The 14,405-nt window shown below is 69.9% G+C and carries 14 protein-coding genes; 1 reads left to right on the top strand and 13 read right to left on the bottom strand.

Annotation, left to right across the window (positions count from 1 at the left end):
* On the top strand, nucleotides 1–1,577 hold a 1,577-nt coding region (locus VKA86_11450), incomplete at its 5' end, for an SLC13 family permease (protein ID HKK71825.1).
* Between the two features lie 19 nt (nucleotides 1,578–1,596).
* On the opposite strand, the gene VKA86_11455 is transcribed toward VKA86_11450, so the two are convergent.
* The 13 genes from VKA86_11455 to VKA86_11515 form a co-directional block, all read right to left on the bottom strand.
* On the bottom strand, nucleotides 1,597–2,622 hold the full coding sequence (locus VKA86_11455; GenBank protein HKK71826.1) for an AgmX/PglI C-terminal domain-containing protein: 1,026 nt from the start codon (nucleotides 2,620–2,622) through the stop codon (nucleotides 1,597–1,599).
* A gap of 11 nt (nucleotides 2,623–2,633) precedes the next feature.
* Nucleotides 2,634–3,131, bottom strand: coding sequence for a biopolymer transporter ExbD (locus VKA86_11460; GenBank protein HKK71827.1), 498 nt, complete (start codon nucleotides 3,129–3,131; stop codon nucleotides 2,634–2,636).
* A gap of 21 nt (nucleotides 3,132–3,152) precedes the next feature.
* Nucleotides 3,153–3,620: a biopolymer transporter ExbD gene (locus VKA86_11465; GenBank protein HKK71828.1), complete on the bottom strand. Its 468-nt coding sequence runs from the start codon at nucleotides 3,618–3,620 to the stop codon at nucleotides 3,153–3,155.
* A gap of 21 nt (nucleotides 3,621–3,641) precedes the next feature.
* Nucleotides 3,642–4,280: a MotA/TolQ/ExbB proton channel family protein gene (locus VKA86_11470; GenBank protein HKK71829.1), complete on the bottom strand. Its 639-nt coding sequence runs from the start codon at nucleotides 4,278–4,280 to the stop codon at nucleotides 3,642–3,644.
* A 4-nt stretch (nucleotides 4,281–4,284) separates the two neighbouring features.
* Nucleotides 4,285–4,647 (bottom strand): hypothetical protein, encoded by a 363-nt coding sequence (locus tag VKA86_11475; protein ID HKK71830.1) that lies wholly within the window; start codon nucleotides 4,645–4,647, stop codon nucleotides 4,285–4,287.
* Entirely contained in the window at nucleotides 4,644–5,372 is a 729-nt protein-coding gene (locus tag VKA86_11480) for a tetratricopeptide repeat protein (GenBank protein ID HKK71831.1), read from the bottom strand. The genes VKA86_11475 and VKA86_11480 overlap by 4 nt, the downstream gene beginning before the upstream one ends.
* 191 nt (nucleotides 5,373–5,563) lie before the next feature.
* A complete protein-coding gene (locus tag VKA86_11485; GenBank protein ID HKK71832.1) occupies nucleotides 5,564–10,159 on the bottom strand; it encodes a tetratricopeptide repeat protein in 4,596 nt (1,531 codons plus the stop codon).
* Complete coding sequence (locus VKA86_11490) at nucleotides 10,156–10,911, bottom strand: hypothetical protein (GenBank protein HKK71833.1); 756 nt, start codon at nucleotides 10,909–10,911, stop codon at nucleotides 10,156–10,158. The genes VKA86_11485 and VKA86_11490 overlap by 4 nt, the downstream gene beginning before the upstream one ends.
* 5 nt (nucleotides 10,912–10,916) lie before the next feature.
* Entirely contained in the window at nucleotides 10,917–11,462 is a 546-nt protein-coding gene (locus VKA86_11495) for a hypothetical protein (protein HKK71834.1), read from the bottom strand.
* Nucleotides 11,463–11,489: 27 nt separating this feature from the next.
* Nucleotides 11,490–12,320 carry an SH3 domain-containing protein gene (locus VKA86_11500; GenBank protein HKK71835.1) on the bottom strand — a complete coding sequence of 277 codons (831 nt, stop codon included), beginning with the start codon at nucleotides 12,318–12,320 and terminating at the stop codon, nucleotides 11,490–11,492.
* Nucleotides 12,317–12,964, bottom strand: a complete 648-nt coding sequence (locus tag VKA86_11505; protein ID HKK71836.1) for a hypothetical protein — start codon at nucleotides 12,962–12,964, stop codon at nucleotides 12,317–12,319. Before VKA86_11505 ends, VKA86_11500 begins: the two co-directional genes overlap by 4 nt.
* Complete coding sequence (locus VKA86_11510) at nucleotides 12,961–13,560, bottom strand: hypothetical protein (GenBank protein ID HKK71837.1); 600 nt, start codon at nucleotides 13,558–13,560, stop codon at nucleotides 12,961–12,963. Before VKA86_11510 ends, VKA86_11505 begins: the two co-directional genes overlap by 4 nt.
* 10 nt (nucleotides 13,561–13,570) lie before the next feature.
* Nucleotides 13,571–14,405 (bottom strand): FlgD immunoglobulin-like domain containing protein (locus VKA86_11515; protein ID HKK71838.1); only part of this gene is annotated, 835 nt, incomplete at its 5' end.

Genomic DNA, 14,405 nt, shown 5'->3' on the forward strand with positions numbered 1-14,405 from the left:
GTGGGTTGCGGGCGGCCGGAACGACCGAACCCTTCGCGGCGCTCATGCTCAAGGCGAAGGGGTTCACGGGCCAGGTCCTGGCGTTGACCGGCACCGTCGGATTCTTCTCGACGTTCATGAACAATACCGGAGCGCTGGCGGTCTTCCTGCCCGTGACGGTGCACATGGCCCGTGAGATGCGGCGCCTGGCGTCGTCGCTGCTCATGCCTTTGGCCTTCGCGTCGTTGCTCGGTGGCCTGGTCACCCTCATCGGCACCCCGCCGAACATCCTCGTCAGCACCTTCCGCCAGGAACACATGGGCGAGCCCTTCGGCCTGTTCGACTACACGCCGGTGGGTCTGGGCGTCGCCTTCGTCGGGATCCTGTTCCTGGCGACCGTCGGCTGGCGAATCCTGCCGGCGCGGCGCGGCTCGGTGTCGATCGAGCGCCTCATGCAGATGGAGCACTACTTCTCCGAGGTCTTCGTTCCCCGTGAGAGCCCCTTCGCCGGGCGCCCGTTGCGTGACATGCAGGAGCTCGGTCTCGACGTGAACGTCGTGGGTCTGGTGCGCGGGGACCGGCGGGTGCCCGCGCCGCTGCCGCACGAACTGATCCTGGCCGAGGACATCCTGCTGGTCGAGGCCGCGGGACTTCCGCTGCGCGAGATGCTGGCGCGCACCGGCTTCGACCTCGAGCACGAGCGCCGCGAGGTCGTGGTGGAGGAGATGGGGGGTGAGGACGTCGAGTTGCAGGAGGTGGTGATCGCGCGGGGATCGCCGCTGGTCGGGCGGACGGCGCGTGGTCTGCGCATGCGCTGGCGCTTCGGCGTGAACCTGCTCGCGATCTCGCGCCGGGGTGCCCGTATCGTGCGGCGACTGGCCGACGTCCGATTCCAGGCCGGTGACGTGTTGCTGGTGCAGGTACGGCGTGAGTCCTTCCAGGACATGATGCAGGAGTTCAAGGTGGTCACCCTCGTCGACCACGAGCACCCGTTGCCGTCGTTGCCCAAGCTCGTCCTGACCATGGCGATCTTCGGCACGGCGATCGCGCTCGTGGCCGCCCGGGTCCTGCCGCTGGGGCTGACCTTTCTCACCGCCGCCCTCCTGCTCGTGCTGACGGGCGTGGTCTCGGTGAAACAGGCCTACACGGCGGTCGACTGGCCGGTGATCGTGTTGTTGGGATCGACCATCTGTCTGGGTTCGGCCCTCGAGTACACCGGCGCGGCGCAACTGGTGGCACGAGGCCTGGTGTCGTTCACGCTCGACTGGCCCCCCTGGGCCATCGTGGGCGCCATGATGGTCGTGACCATGCTGATCTCGAACGTGGTGAACAACGCGGCCACTGCCGTGATGATGGCGCCGATCGCCTATGCCCTGGCGGTGGATCTCGAGGTGTCGCCCGACACCTTCCTCATGGCCGTGGCCGTGGGGGCGAGCTGCTGTTTCCTGACCCCCATCGGCCACCAGTGCAACGTGCTGGTCCTCGGACCCGGCGGGTACAAGTTCTCCGACTACGCGCGTTTGGGCGCTCCTCTGTCGATCCTCGCGGTCGCCGTGGGCCTGTTCCTGATCCTCGAGGTGTGGCCGCTGACTCGCTGACGGGTCGTGGGCGCGGCCGTCACTCGTCCGGTCGGAACACGAAGGGCGCATCGAAGGTCGAGGCCTTGCTCGCCGTCGCGAAGCGCCACGACCGGATCTGGGACAGAGCGCAGGACCGGACGTCGGCACTGCGCAGCGAGTCGTCGACGACTTCGGCCGAGGTCACGCCGCCGTCGGCGGCGACGGTGATCCGGAAGACCATCTTGCCGCGGAGGTCGGGATCGGACTCGAGCGCGGTGTCGTAGCAGAACCGGATTCCGGGTGCGTAGCGGCGCACGGTGTCCATGAGCGAGCGCGCGCTGCGGTCGCCGGTCGGCTGGGCGGTCGGGGTCGCCGCCGACTCCCTGCGGCCGGTGACGCCCGCCAGGTCGAGATCACCGAATCCACTCAGGTCGACCTGCTCGGCGTTCAACCCGCCCCGACGGAGGTCGGTGGCGGTGGCGGTGGATCTCACGGTGGCCGCGCCGGCCCCGCGGCCCGCTCGCACCCGCCCTCCACGCCGGCGCGACACCGGCTCGGAGGCGGTCCCGCTCGAAGACGCCGTGGGCAGGGACGACGACAGGCTCGCGAGAGCGTCGTCGACCTCCTCGGTCACGGCAGCGAGTTGCTGTTCGACCTCCGTGCGGGCGCGCGCACGCCCCGCGGTGCCGCGCTCGGGCGGCGCTTCCGGTGTCGGTGCCTCGCGCGAGGGACGGACGCGGCGTTCCGGCTTTGCCGGAGCTTCCGGAGTCGGATCCTCGACCGCCTCGGTGGTGGGGGCCACGGCTTCGGGCGGAGCCGTTTCGGCCTTCGGCTCGGGCGTCGACGGGCCGGCCGGGGCCGGGGTGGGGCGTCGGGGTTCCTCGAGGATCAGTCGTGCCAGGCGCTCGGGAAGCTCCTCGACCTCGGCCTCGCGTGTCTGCGGAGCGGGCGCCAACCGGACGAGCCCCAGGAAGAGCGCGCCGAGGGCGACGGCAATGGTGAGTGCGCGCCGGAACCGGGGGTCGGGCCGGCCCAGCAGCGGCTGGCGGTAGGCGGACGGGACGGGGTGGACGGCGAAGGTCATGGTGTCCTCCCTCAACCCTGAAGGACGGCCAGTGCCAGATCGTCGAAGCCGCTTCGATCGCAGGTGTACATGACGCGCTGGAGAACCGAGAAGCTCATGTCACGATCACCCTGGATGGTGATCCGTCCTGCCCACTCGTCGAGGTGGCCGCGTCGTTCGGCGATACGTTGCTGGCGCTCGCGTGCCCGCTCCAGACCGGAGCCCAGGGCCTCGATGTAGAGGTCCCCGCCGAGGCCCCCGTCCACGCTGCCGTCGAGCACGGCGACCGTTTCCTCCCCCAGGTTGATCGCGTCGTCGGTGATCGCGATCACCAGACTCGCCGGCGGGCGGTCCTCGCTCTCACTACGCGGTAGTTCCACGCCGGGAGCAGGCGTGACCGCTTCGCCCTCGGCCACGAAGCTCTTGAGGAGGAACAGCAGCAGGACCGTCAGGATGTCCATCATCGACGTGATCCTCAGCCCTTCGGGCGGGCGCAGGTTGCGGCGATGTCGTCGCGCGCGCAGGCGCATGATCGGATCCTCTCTCGGGAGTCAGCGAGCTTCGCGCAGCGAACCGACGGCCGGATGACGCGCGAGCGCGATCGCGTCGAGGCCGGTGCTGCGTGCCACGTCCATGACGCGCACGAGATCCTGGTACCGTGTGGAACCGCGTGACTCGATCCGTACGGATCTCTCGTCGGGGTTCGCATCGCGGATCGACCTCAGCAGCGCGCGCAGTTCGGTCTCGGCCTGCGGCGCCCGGCGCTCCACGGAACGGGCCTTCAGGTGTCGTCCCTCGACGACGTAGTGCTGCGGCTCGAGGCGGATGGCGAGGTCCAGGGACTCTCGCTCACGGGACCGTTCCGCCCCGGACGGCGGAAGGTGCATATCGATGGCGTTGATCTCGACGAAGACCGCCGACAGCAACAACATCGGGATCAACACGACGAACAGGTTCATGAGCGGCATGATGTCGAGGTCACCCTCGACCAGCTGCCGGTAGCCACGGCGGCGATGCATGCTGTCTTCTCCGGCTGCGGGTCAGATCGTGCTCGGACGCCCGGTGAGCGCCCGCACGAGCTTCACACTGACCTCGTCGACCTGTTCGACGATGCCTTCGACCTTCCCCACGAGCAGTCCGTGGATCACCATGGCGGGCACGGCGACCATCAGGCCGAAGGCGGTCGTGTTGAGAGCCTGTGAGATCCCGCTCGCCAGGAAGGCCGAGCGCTGCGCAGGGTCGGCGGCCCCGACTGCGGAGAAGGCCGTCGTCAGACCGAAGATGGTGCCCAGCAGTCCGAGCAGAGTGGCCACGTTGGCCAACATACTCAAGAGGGGCAGCCGTTTGCCCAGGGCCGGGAGGACGACGACGGCGGCGCCGTCGGCAGCATTGTTGAGCTTGTCCTCGTCCTGTGTTCCGCTCGAGAGGATCGCATAGGCCACCCGACCGCTGGGATTCTGCACCTTCCGGCAGAGTTCCGTCGCGGCCGCGACGTCACCCTTGGCCACCATCCGCGTGACGTCACGCACGAACCGCGTTCGATTCATAGCACCGGCGCGGCCGATCACCCACGTGCGTTCCAGGACGATCGCCACGATCAGCACGGCGCAGCCGAGGATCACGAACATGAAGGGTCCGCCGCCTTCGAAGAAGGAGGCCAGGGGTCCGAGAGCATCCATGGTGTCATCGCTCCTGTTGTACTTGCTCGTCTTCGGGTCGCAGTGTCACGGACGGCGGTGTGAGCCGTCCCAGCTCGGGGGCGCGGCGCCCCAGGTCGATCGGATCGATCAGGTACAGCGCGGTCAGCGGTTCCACTGTGCGGAGATGATCGCGGGCGGAGATGAACAGCACACGCGGGACGTCGATCTCTCCCTCGATCGTGATCTCGTCGAGCACGACGGTGCCCGCGTCGTGGGAAACCGTGTCGACGGATGCCGTCACGGGGAGGCGTGCTGCGTGGTCTTCTGCGCCGGGGTCGCGTCGGGATGTGTCGGCGACGGCGTTCGAGGCCACGACGGTCAGCAGTACGATCACGGTCGCCTTCATCGTCGTACCTGCCTTCCGGCGGGGGAGACGTCGTCCCAGGCGAAGGTCGCGGCCAGCCCGTCGGGGTCGTCGACGGCGCCGGTGGCGCGGTACGCCCCGAACCAGTCACGCCCGGCCGCTTCGTCGAAGAAGTAGTAGGTCTCGACGATCGCGAGGTTGTACATGGCGCCGGCCAGGTCGGGGTCGAGGGCGAGAGCGCGCAGGAACGCGGCCTTCGCGCGTTCCGCCTCGCCCGCGTAGAGAAGGGTGATGCCGTAGTTGTTGTGGCTGGCTGCGGAATCCGGGTCCTCGGCCAGAGCACGTTCGGCCAGCTCCGAGGCATCGAGGAATTCGTCGCTGCGCAGCACGTGATACACCTTGGCCGAGTTGACCGACCGCACGCTCTCGAACTCACGAGCGCTGTCCTCCCAGCGACCCAGCGCGTCGTAGTGCAGCGCCAGTCCGGTGCGCAGGGCCTCGGGCAGCGAACCGCGACGTGCCCGCGCTGCTTCGAGACCCTCGATGGCGGTCTCGTGCTCCCCGGCGTCGAACAGGAGTTTGGACCACAGCGAGAGTGCCGCGTCGTGATCGGGCTCGTGTGCGAGGGCCGTGTCGCAGTGGGCGAACGCGGTTTCGGGCGTGCCCGCCTCGGCGTGCAGACGCGCCAGCCGCCAGCGTGCGTCGGCGTCCCCTGGACGGGCGGCCACCTCGCCGAACGCCCGCTCGATCGCGACGCGGCGGGCCACCTCGGGATCCGTGGTGGGAGCCGGACCTCCGCCTCCGGCGCATCCCGCGAGCACGACCGCGATCCCGCAAGCGCCCAGCCAGCGCGTCCGCGATCGGAATCGTCGATGGATCAGGGTCGGCAACGGTCTCATGGTCGTCGGAGGTCCTCGGGCTTCCGGGGGTCGATCACGAATTCCGTGGTGCGGGCGTACTACCGGTCTTCGGTGAGCAAGTCCGGTGCCTCGAAGCGAGAATCGTTCCGGGTGTGCCCGGTCGTGGCGGACCCGGTGCGGTCGTCGTCGTTCGTGGTCTCGTCGATGATCGGGTACTCGAAGCTGGGTTGGTGGAGGAAGCGCCGCGCGATCCGGGGGAACAGTGTGCTCCGGGCGCGGGCGATCCAGGGGGTCGCTGCAGGGTCGGCGCCCGGCTCGTGGTGCAGGAGCAGTTCCCGCAGCGTCGACTCGCCGCGCTCGTGGAAGGTCCATGCCTGCTCCTCGAGCACGTCCTCGTAGGCGAGTCGATCGTCGCCCTGCAGTCCGGCCGGGCGCTCGCTCTGCTGGATCGCGTCGCCCATGTGCAGGAGGGCCTCGCCCAGCCGCTGCGTGGCGGCCTGCGTCCACGGCGCGACCTCACGCTCGATCACGCCACGGTAGGCCGCGATCAGGTCCTGCAGCCGGTCGCGCTTCCGCGCGATCGACGCGGGCAGCGGTTGCGTGAGTTCGACGGCCACGAACCCGTTCCATCCCGAGTCGGCCCGGTGGAACCCGATCGCCGCCAGCAGCTCGTCGGACGCCCGGCCGGGGTGGGCGGCCGCGAACTCGAGATAGGCATCGACGGCGTCCGCGGCGGTTCCGTCGTCCAGTTCTGCGCGAGCCCGGCGTTCACGGACGGCTTGCAGTGTCTGCCGGTCGTTCGGATGACGTTCGAGGTAGATGTCGAGCAGACGTTCGCGGCTGGAACGATCACCGCGGCGCTCGTGGAGGTCGACGGCCCGCAGCCAGGCGTTGCCGGCGTCCTCGGAGCCGGCGAAGGCGTTCGCGTAGGCGACCAGGGTACGTGCCGCCGCACCCAGATCACCGCTGTCCTCGTAGGTGCGGGCGACGTTCCGGTAGGCGTCCGGTACGAGGTCCGCGTCGGAATGGGCCTCGATCAACGTCGTCCATGCGTCGATCGCCAGGGAGTCCCGACCGACCGCCGCATGGGCCACACCGCTGCGGTACAGCGCTCGCTCGGCGTGTTCGGTCTCGGGCCACTGCATGGCCAGCTGCCGCCACAGGTTCGCGGCGGTGGCCGGTCCGCGCGTGGTGTCGGCCTCGACCGACTCCACGTGGAGTTCGTAGGCATGGGGCGCCCAATCGCCGAGTTCGTGGGCGAGCGAATCGCGTCCGGCGGCTCGCGCCGTCGAGGCCGCCGACCGGAAGGCCGAGGACGCGCGATCGTAGGCTTCCATTCGATACAACGCCTGGGCGCGGGTGCGGGCCGCCTCGACCACGCGGGGATCGTCGGGGTGACGTTCGACGAAGTCGCGAGCACGGACGACGACGCGATCGTCCCGACCGTGGGCGGCCTCGAGTCGAAGGGTGCGCCAGTCGAGATCGACGGCACGTTCTGGATCGGAGATGCGCGACCGAAAGGTGTCGGCCAGCTCCAGGAAGTGATGCGCGAGGGAGTCCGGGCCGGTGGTGCGGTCGTCCTCGAGGTTCGACCGGTACCAAGCATCGGCGGTGGTCACGGCGCGCCACGCAGCATCGTCGCCGGTCCTGCTCGTGTCGCGGGCCGCCGTGACGAAGTCGTGGATGGCCGCGGCATGGCGTCCGAGCGCGAGTTCGCACTCTCCGGCCAGGGTTCGCCACTTCACGCTCCGTCGATCGTCCGGCCAGGTGTGGATCGATCGTCGGTGGAGTTCGAGAGCGGCCTGCCACTTCGCGGCGACGTCGGCGGCGTCACGGGCGGCTTCGTGTCGACGGCTGGCCACGCCGACGATGACGTCACGAGCGAAGGTTGCGGCTTCGGCGCGGAGGGAGGCGTCGACCTGTGCTTCGTGCCATGCGTCGCCGGGTACGAACCGGCCGGCCACGGCGAGGACCTCGTCTTCGTCGGTCGCCGCCGTGTTCGCGATCCATCGTCGCGCCGCACCGAAGGCTTCGGGTGCGAGCGGATGACGCCTCAGGAGGAGTCGATCGACCGCAGCGGCCTGCTCGAGCAACGCGTAATCGGACAACAGGGCCGAGAGATCGTCCAGCAGCGCGACGTCGTCGTCGCGCGGGCCGTTGCGCTCGACGGCGGCCAGGAAGGCGGGAGCACCACCGGCGCGGGCCAACGTGCGCAGGTAGAGCGCGCGTGCCTCGGGCCCGAGGTCGAAGGCCGTCGGCGCTCCGGGACCAGCGTGCAGATCGAGCAGACGGCGGAGGGTGTCGATGGACTCGATGCCACGGCCGGTCACGTGCGCGCTCCAGGCCCGTTGGTACAGGGCGACGGCCTGGATCTCGGGATCCGACGAACGCGAGGCGACGCGCAGCGGGGGCAACGCGGTGTCGTGGTCGCCGTTCTCGAAGGCGATCTCTCCGAGTCGTAGCTGCGCGACGTCGACCAGCGGCGAGTCCGGGAAGTCGTCGACCAGGCGCGTGAGATGCCGACGCGCCTCGGGATCTCCGCGATCCGCCTGCAGCATTCCCAGGTGCAGCAGGACGAGGTCACGGCGCGCGAACAGCTGGTCTTCGTCGAGGATCGTGCGGAACAGGGCGAGCGCGGGCTCGATGTCGAGCAGGGGTGCGAGTGCGCGGCTACCGGCGTCTTCGTGCTCGAGCCAATCCTGCATGCTCGCCCGGAAGTCGGCGCGGGCAGTCGCCAGTTCGAGGTCGGCCCACCGGTAGCGGGCGTCGCCCCGGACCAACGGGTCGCAGCCGGCCTCGACGAACGCGGCCCACCGTTCGCGCGCCTCGTCGCGGAGATGTGCATCGCCGGCACGGGCGAGGTTCGTGGTGGCTACGGCCGCGCCGTAGGCGACCGCTTCGCGGTGGCGCTGCTGCCGGTCGCGGAGTCGGGCGAGCAGTCGTCGAGCCGCGGTGAGTCGCGCCTCCTCGAGCCGGTCGACCCGAGCGGCGTGGCGGGCGCGGGCGGCGTCGACCGCAGCACGCGCGTCGGCGAGCCCGGAATCGGCGCCGAGGGCGACGCGTGCCGTGTCCAGGGTCCGGGATGCCCGCTCCGCTCGATCGCGGAGGGAGTCGGCACGTGCCCACTGTGACGTGACCCCGTCGCCGAACCGACCCGCGAAGACCTCCGCGAACGAGCGCTGCACCGACTGCCGTGTGTCGTCGGCGAAGCGCGTGACGGTGACACGGGCGGAGTCGGCCCAGGCGGCCTCGGCGTCGAGGTGGTGGGCGGGCACGGGGACACGGGGATCCGGGGGTGGGTCGCGTCGGGCCATGGGCCCGCGGCCGTACCATCGGCCGAGCGTCCTCGCGCGTCGCGCCTGCGCGGCCGCACGCTGGGCGAGTGCCTGCGCGCGGGTGTCGAGGCGTGCGAGCAGGGAATCCTCGAGTACCTGCAGATCGGCGAGGTTTCGCGGGATCTCGGCGTCGAGAGCACGCAGTGTCGCGTTGGCGTCCCGGAGCTGTTCGCGGAGTTCGTCGAGACGTCGGGCGCCACGGCCGAGGTGGGCGTCCCGGCGGGCGAGGTCCGCGGTCACGCCCTCGAGACGGTGCCGAGCATGTCGTAGAGCGCGCGCGGCGACGGCCACCGAGTCCGCGAGCGAACGGTCTCGGCGCAGCGCCGCCACCGGCAGTCGTGGGACTCCGCTGGACCACGGCGCGGCCTCGTCGACGCGCAGCCAGTCCTCCGCGGGAGGCAGGTCCCGACCAGGCTCGAGAAGGGCTTCGTCGAGCCGATCGAGCGCTCGACTCCACGTCGCGGTGTCGGCGGGAATGTGGGTCGCCGTCGCCTCGGCCCACCGTGTGGCCGCCCAGGACGCGAAATGCGTCGAATCGTCGGCGATCACGGTCAGGCTCGCGGCCTCCGCGTCGAGGAGCCCTTCGAGCTCCAGGTAGAGGGCGCGTGCCGTGCTGTCCCGCCCTGCTGCGAGTCGGCCCGCGGCGTGGTGCAGCTGCGCATCGAAGCGGGTGGGATGATCGGGATGTCGCTCGAGCCAGGAGGCCAGAGTTCCGTCGTCGCCGTGCAGGGCACCGACGAGATCCACCCACGCGGCGAGTGGGCCGTGGGGATCCACGCGGTCGAACCAGGTGCCCGGGTCCTCGCCGCGCTCGAGAGCGCGGAGCCCGAGTGCGAAGGCAGCTTCGTCGACCACGCGGCGGTCGAAGTCGGTTTCGGCGTCGCTGCGCGCGAGCCGCTCGCGGACCGACCACACCGCCGGATCGGAGATCGATGCGAGGGCCCGGATGCGCAGGTGCAGGAGAAGTGTGCGCAGGCGGTCCGGGACGTCGATCGTGGCCAGCAGGGCCCGTGCCGTGGCGGGATCGTCGGAATCGAGAGCATGGGCCGCGAGGACCAGTGTCGACTCGGCCGCGCGGCCGGTGCCGACGAGCTCGTCGTCTTCGCTCCAGCGCAGGACGTCGGCCCAGGTCGCAGCACGTTCCGGGAGGGACGAGGCAGGCGGTGTCCCCGGATCCAGGCGTAGACGCAGCAGAACGGCACGGGTGGTCGGTCCCGTCGTGGTGTCGAGGTGCGCGATGGCGGTCAGCGTGTCCCCTCGCGCGAGCGACCAGCGTGCGCGGTCGAAGCCCGTGGTGAGGCTGGCCTGGGCGGCGCTCGACAGGAGCACCGCGACCAACATGCCCGCGCGCAGGATCATCGGGCCCAGGCCTCGCTCTTCAGTGTCGAGGGTGGATCCGCCGACTCCAGGTCCACCTGCACGAACGTCAGGCGGTCGCGGACCGCTCGCACGCGCACCGATCCGAGTTCGTGGGTGCTCCCGTCGGATCGTTCCACCGACAGCCCGAGTTCGTGCAGGCGTGGCTCGACGAAGTCGTGCAGGAGCGTGGCGATGGCGCCTCGACGCAGGGCCTCCCGGCTGACGTCGTCGAGTGCGACGCGGACAGGATCGCCGTCGACGTGGTGCACGAGGATCGCCACGGCTTCGTCGTCGGGCAGACCGGTAGCGAGAAGGGCCAGTGCCGTTTCCTGGCGGTCGAGGTAGTCCCGCTCGATCGCGTGCAAACGCCCGGCCTGGGCGGTGAGCAACGAATCGAGGTGATCGAGACGAGTCTCGATAGTGGCCAGCGCCTCGATCCGATGCAGCAGGTCCCGGCCTCGGGTCCCGTCACCTTCGCCGCCCAGCGAATCGCGAGCCGCGTCCAGGTCCCGGTCCAGTCCGCGCAGCCATTGCTGGTGGGCGGAGAGTTCACGGGCCTCGCTCGTGCGCCACTCGGAGCGTGTGCGCAGTCGATCGAGCTGCCCGCGGAGGAACTCGCGGTTCTCGCGCAGGAACCGAAGCGACTCCGTCGAGTCGAGCTCCTGGCGTTCCACCTGCACCGTGGCAGTCTCGCCGGGTCCGTTCGTCGACGAGGCCGCGAGCAACAGCAGGAGGACGGGGATCGCGCTCATCGGGATCACCCCTTCCACCGTCGGAGAACGTCTCCGCTCGCGGCGTCGACGACGATCCACAGGGAGGGCTGTCCGTCGGCGTCGTACACGCAGGTCCAGGTCGTGCGGTCCGGCTCGTCGAGATGGAGCAGCCCGCGCGTGAGGACCATGTTGCGGAGCCGGGCGGCATGCAGTTCGCGGTATTCCGCGCCACCGGCTTCGTCGGCGTGGCGGAGGGCTTCGTCGCTGTCGATCCATCCCGCCGTGAGAGGCGGGACGTCGAAGTCGAAGCCGAGCGACCGTGCCTCGACCACGTCGCCGTCACGCAACGAGTAGCCTCGGGCCTCGTCGCGCGTCTTCGACCAGAACAGGAAACCCCATCGCGCAGCACGTCCATCGACCCCGACGCGGGCGTCGTTCTCCACGTAGACCAGGCGCGCGTCGTCGGACCACGCACGGGCGGCGTCCGTGGCCAGCTCGGCGACATCGGCAGCGGCGACGGGTGCCTCGTCGGCACGCGCGCCCGTTGCGGACGTGCCGAGCAGGATCAGGAGGATGAGTGGGGTTCGCATTCGCATGGTGTCTCCGGGGATCGCGGCTCAGAAGAGGACCGACGTTCCCATGCTGAACTCGAGGTTGTCGTTGTCGTCGCGGGCCGCGCCGAGTCCCGAGGTGAAGCGATGCGCGCGGACTTCCCAGCGGATCGCGACACGGCGATGCACGTACATGGTGGTTCCGCCGCCGAAGTTCAGTCCGCTCTCGGTCTCGCCACGCATGATCGTGGAGCCCGCGCCGAAGGTGAGGTAGGGAACGAGCTGTCGCCCCGGCAGCAGTTTCAGGTTCACGTTCAGCGCGTAGAACAGCAGATGGAAGTCCTCTTCGGCGAGCTCGAGATCGAAGAGGCTCTCGACGATCTCGGCGGGGCGCACGATGTGCGACCAGCCCACGGTGCCTTCCACGTCGACGTACTCGAAGAGGAAGTAGGACAAGCGGCCACCCAGGAGCAGTGCGTTGGACTTGCGGTCGAAGGAGTACGCACCACCGAAGCCGGTGAGCGCGAAGCTGCCCACGCGTGAGAACAGTCGAGGGTTCGGTCGGAATTCCAATCCACTGAGATCGTGGAACTGGTGGCACAAGGCGGTGTGCACCCATCCGGTGCGGACCGCGTCGATTCGTACGTTGAACCAGTCGCCCTTCTTGGCCAGCACGGCGAAGCGCTCGCCCTGCTCGTGGAAACCGACCACGGCGAATTCCTCGCCCGGTCCGGTACGCAGCACGGCGTCGTCGGCCGTGATCTCGACCATGAGCTCGTCCGACACGAAGGGGTCATCGGGGTCGAGAGGTTCGACTTCGTCGGCGTGCGCGGTCGTCGGTGACGCGAGCAGGCAGAAGACGGCGAGCGCGGATGTCGCCCGGACTACGGCGTTCATGGCGAGGTCTCCGGGTTCGAGGAGGACCAACCGACGACACGCACGAAGAGCCCGATGTCGACCGATCGGAAGCTCTCCTCGGATTCGACGATCGTCGAGCCACTGCGGTGGGCGGTGTCGAGTTCGAAGCGCCGGGCAACGGCGCTCAGGCCGAGCATCAGGGCCGGTCGCAGACGGACGGAGACCCGCGCGTCGAGCGAGCGGGTCCAGGTCCCGACCGGATCGAAGCGAACGTCGATCGGAACGCCGTCGACGTCGGTGCGCAGGACCTCGGGCGCCCAGCTCGAGCGCAGTCGACCGCCCCCCGCACCGAGTTCGAGGCGCACCGGGCCGTGCCGGAGCACGGTCGCACGGAGCGTGATGCCGGCCTCGAACAGCGTGACCGTTGTCGCGGTGACGTCCCCGAGCCCCGTTGCTTGTTCGGTCGCACTCCGGCTCGCGCCGACGGACAACGACCAGCGTTCGTTGCGCAGGGTGAGGTCGGCGCCGGCGAAGGGTCGCGCGCCGACGTCCCAGCGGAAGTCGGACAGGTGTGCGTCGAGCACACGGAAGCCGGTGCGGGGTTCGATCCCGACGGACCAGTCGGCGTGGGCAGCGGAGACCAGGGTGGCCCACGCGACGAGAACCAGGGGCGCGGCCTTCACGGTGTGGGCTCCGGATGGAAGACGAGCGGGCGCCCCTGTGCGAGCACCTCGTGTTCGTGGGTGTCGAAGGGCCGTACCACGAGCGAATCACGGCCGTCGGCCAGTTCGACCTCTTCGCCGTCACCCATGTACAGGACCAGGAAGACCGATGGCGCGGGATTCGCGGGGGCGCCTTCGGTCGGGGCAGGGGTCGCAGGCACGCGCACCTGGAATTCCATGGGGACCGTACGGCGCAGCTGCGGGAAACCGGCCAGGGCCTTCACGGAGCGAGCCACGGAAGTCGATCGGCGCAGGAGTCGGTCGACGCTCTCCGACGCCAGCACCAGGTCCTCGTCGTCGAGAGCGAGCGAGTCGACGGTCAGGTCGGACGCGACGCGGACCTCGCCCACCAGGAATCCGGTCACCAGGCGACGGAACGTGACGCGACCGTCCAGACGAATGGTCGCCGTATCGCCGGATCGGAGATCCGCACTGTCCGGAGCCGCGACTCCGATCATCTCGAGATGCGTCCAGCGTTCCTGGATCGGAGGGTCGCCGAGGCATCCGGCCAGGAGGCCGGATGCCAGGGCACCGATCAGTACGAGATGGCGGATCAAGGCGGCCCCCCTACTTCACGAGGGCGAGCTTGCCCGAGAACGAGGTGTCGCCGAGCTCGACGCGGTACAAGTAGATCCCGCTCCCGACGGTCTCACCGGTGTCGTCGGTGCCGTTCCAGTCGAAGCCATGACGGCCGGGTGCGTAGCGGCGCGGGGGTAGGCGACGCACGACGCGTCCGCGGGTGTCGACGATCTCGAGCGAGGCCTCCAGCGACCGGCCGTCGGGCACGACGAACTCGATCGTCGTCCGCGGATTGAAGGGATTGGGCGAGGCGCCGAGCACGAGCGCGGTTCGCGGGCGCGCGCTCCGGTCTCCATCGCTCGTGAACTCCACCGTGGACCGGGAGGTCCGCGCCGCGTCGTGGTGCGACACGGCTTCGATTTCGAGGGTCAGCTGGCCCGCGGGGAGTCCGGCCGCGAGCGAGGCGAGGTCAGTGTTGACGGATCCGGACGCTCGCGGCCCCAGGCGGGTTTCACGGAGCAAGCGACGACCGCTGGTGTCGTGCACACGGACCACGACGTCGGCGTGATCGGTGAGCGTGAAGTGCAGGGCGCCCTCGACCACGGCGAGGCCGCGGATCTCGACGCCGAGGTCCACCCTGCGCAGGCCGCTGTGCTCACCCCAGCGGTCCACGAGCACCGCGCTGCCACGCCCCTCGCGCGTGACGGTCCCACGGCTGTGGTCGTGCACGGTCACTCTCGGCACGTGCACGCCGCGCGGTTCCTGGAGTCCTTCGCGGAGGCTCGCCAGGGGCACGAGGTCGGAGGTGAACTTGCGGACCTCGCCTCCGCGCGGCGAGGCCGCGTAGACGTTGCCCCGGGCATCGGTGTCGAGCGAGGTGATC

The sequence above is a fragment of the Candidatus Krumholzibacteriia bacterium genome, assembly GCA_035268685.1.
GTDB lineage: Bacteria > Krumholzibacteriota > Krumholzibacteriia > JAJRXK01 > JAJRXK01 > JAJRXK01.

Bases quoted from the DNA above. Each gene is read 5' to 3' on its own strand.
- VKA86_11455 (HKK71826.1), bottom strand. From the start codon at position 2,622: ATGACCTTCGCCGTCCACCCCGTCCCGTCCGCCTACCGCCAGCCGCTG.
- VKA86_11460 (HKK71827.1), bottom strand. From the start codon at position 3,131: ATGCGCCTGCGCGCGCGACGACATCGCCGCAACCTGCGCCCGCCCGAA.
- VKA86_11465 (HKK71828.1), bottom strand. From the start codon at position 3,620: ATGCATCGCCGCCGTGGCTACCGGCAGCTGGTCGAGGGTGACCTCGAC.
- VKA86_11470 (HKK71829.1), bottom strand. From the start codon at position 4,280: ATGGATGCTCTCGGACCCCTGGCCTCCTTCTTCGAAGGCGGCGGACCC.
- VKA86_11475 (HKK71830.1), bottom strand. From the start codon at position 4,647: ATGAAGGCGACCGTGATCGTACTGCTGACCGTCGTGGCCTCGAACGCC.
- VKA86_11485 (HKK71832.1), bottom strand. From the start codon at position 10,159: ATGATCCTGCGCGCGGGCATGTTGGTCGCGGTGCTCCTGTCGAGCGCC.
- VKA86_11490 (HKK71833.1), bottom strand. From the start codon at position 10,911: ATGAGCGCGATCCCCGTCCTCCTGCTGTTGCTCGCGGCCTCGTCGACG.
- VKA86_11495 (HKK71834.1), bottom strand. From the start codon at position 11,462: ATGCGAACCCCACTCATCCTCCTGATCCTGCTCGGCACGTCCGCAACG.
- VKA86_11500 (HKK71835.1), bottom strand. From the start codon at position 12,320: ATGAACGCCGTAGTCCGGGCGACATCCGCGCTCGCCGTCTTCTGCCTG.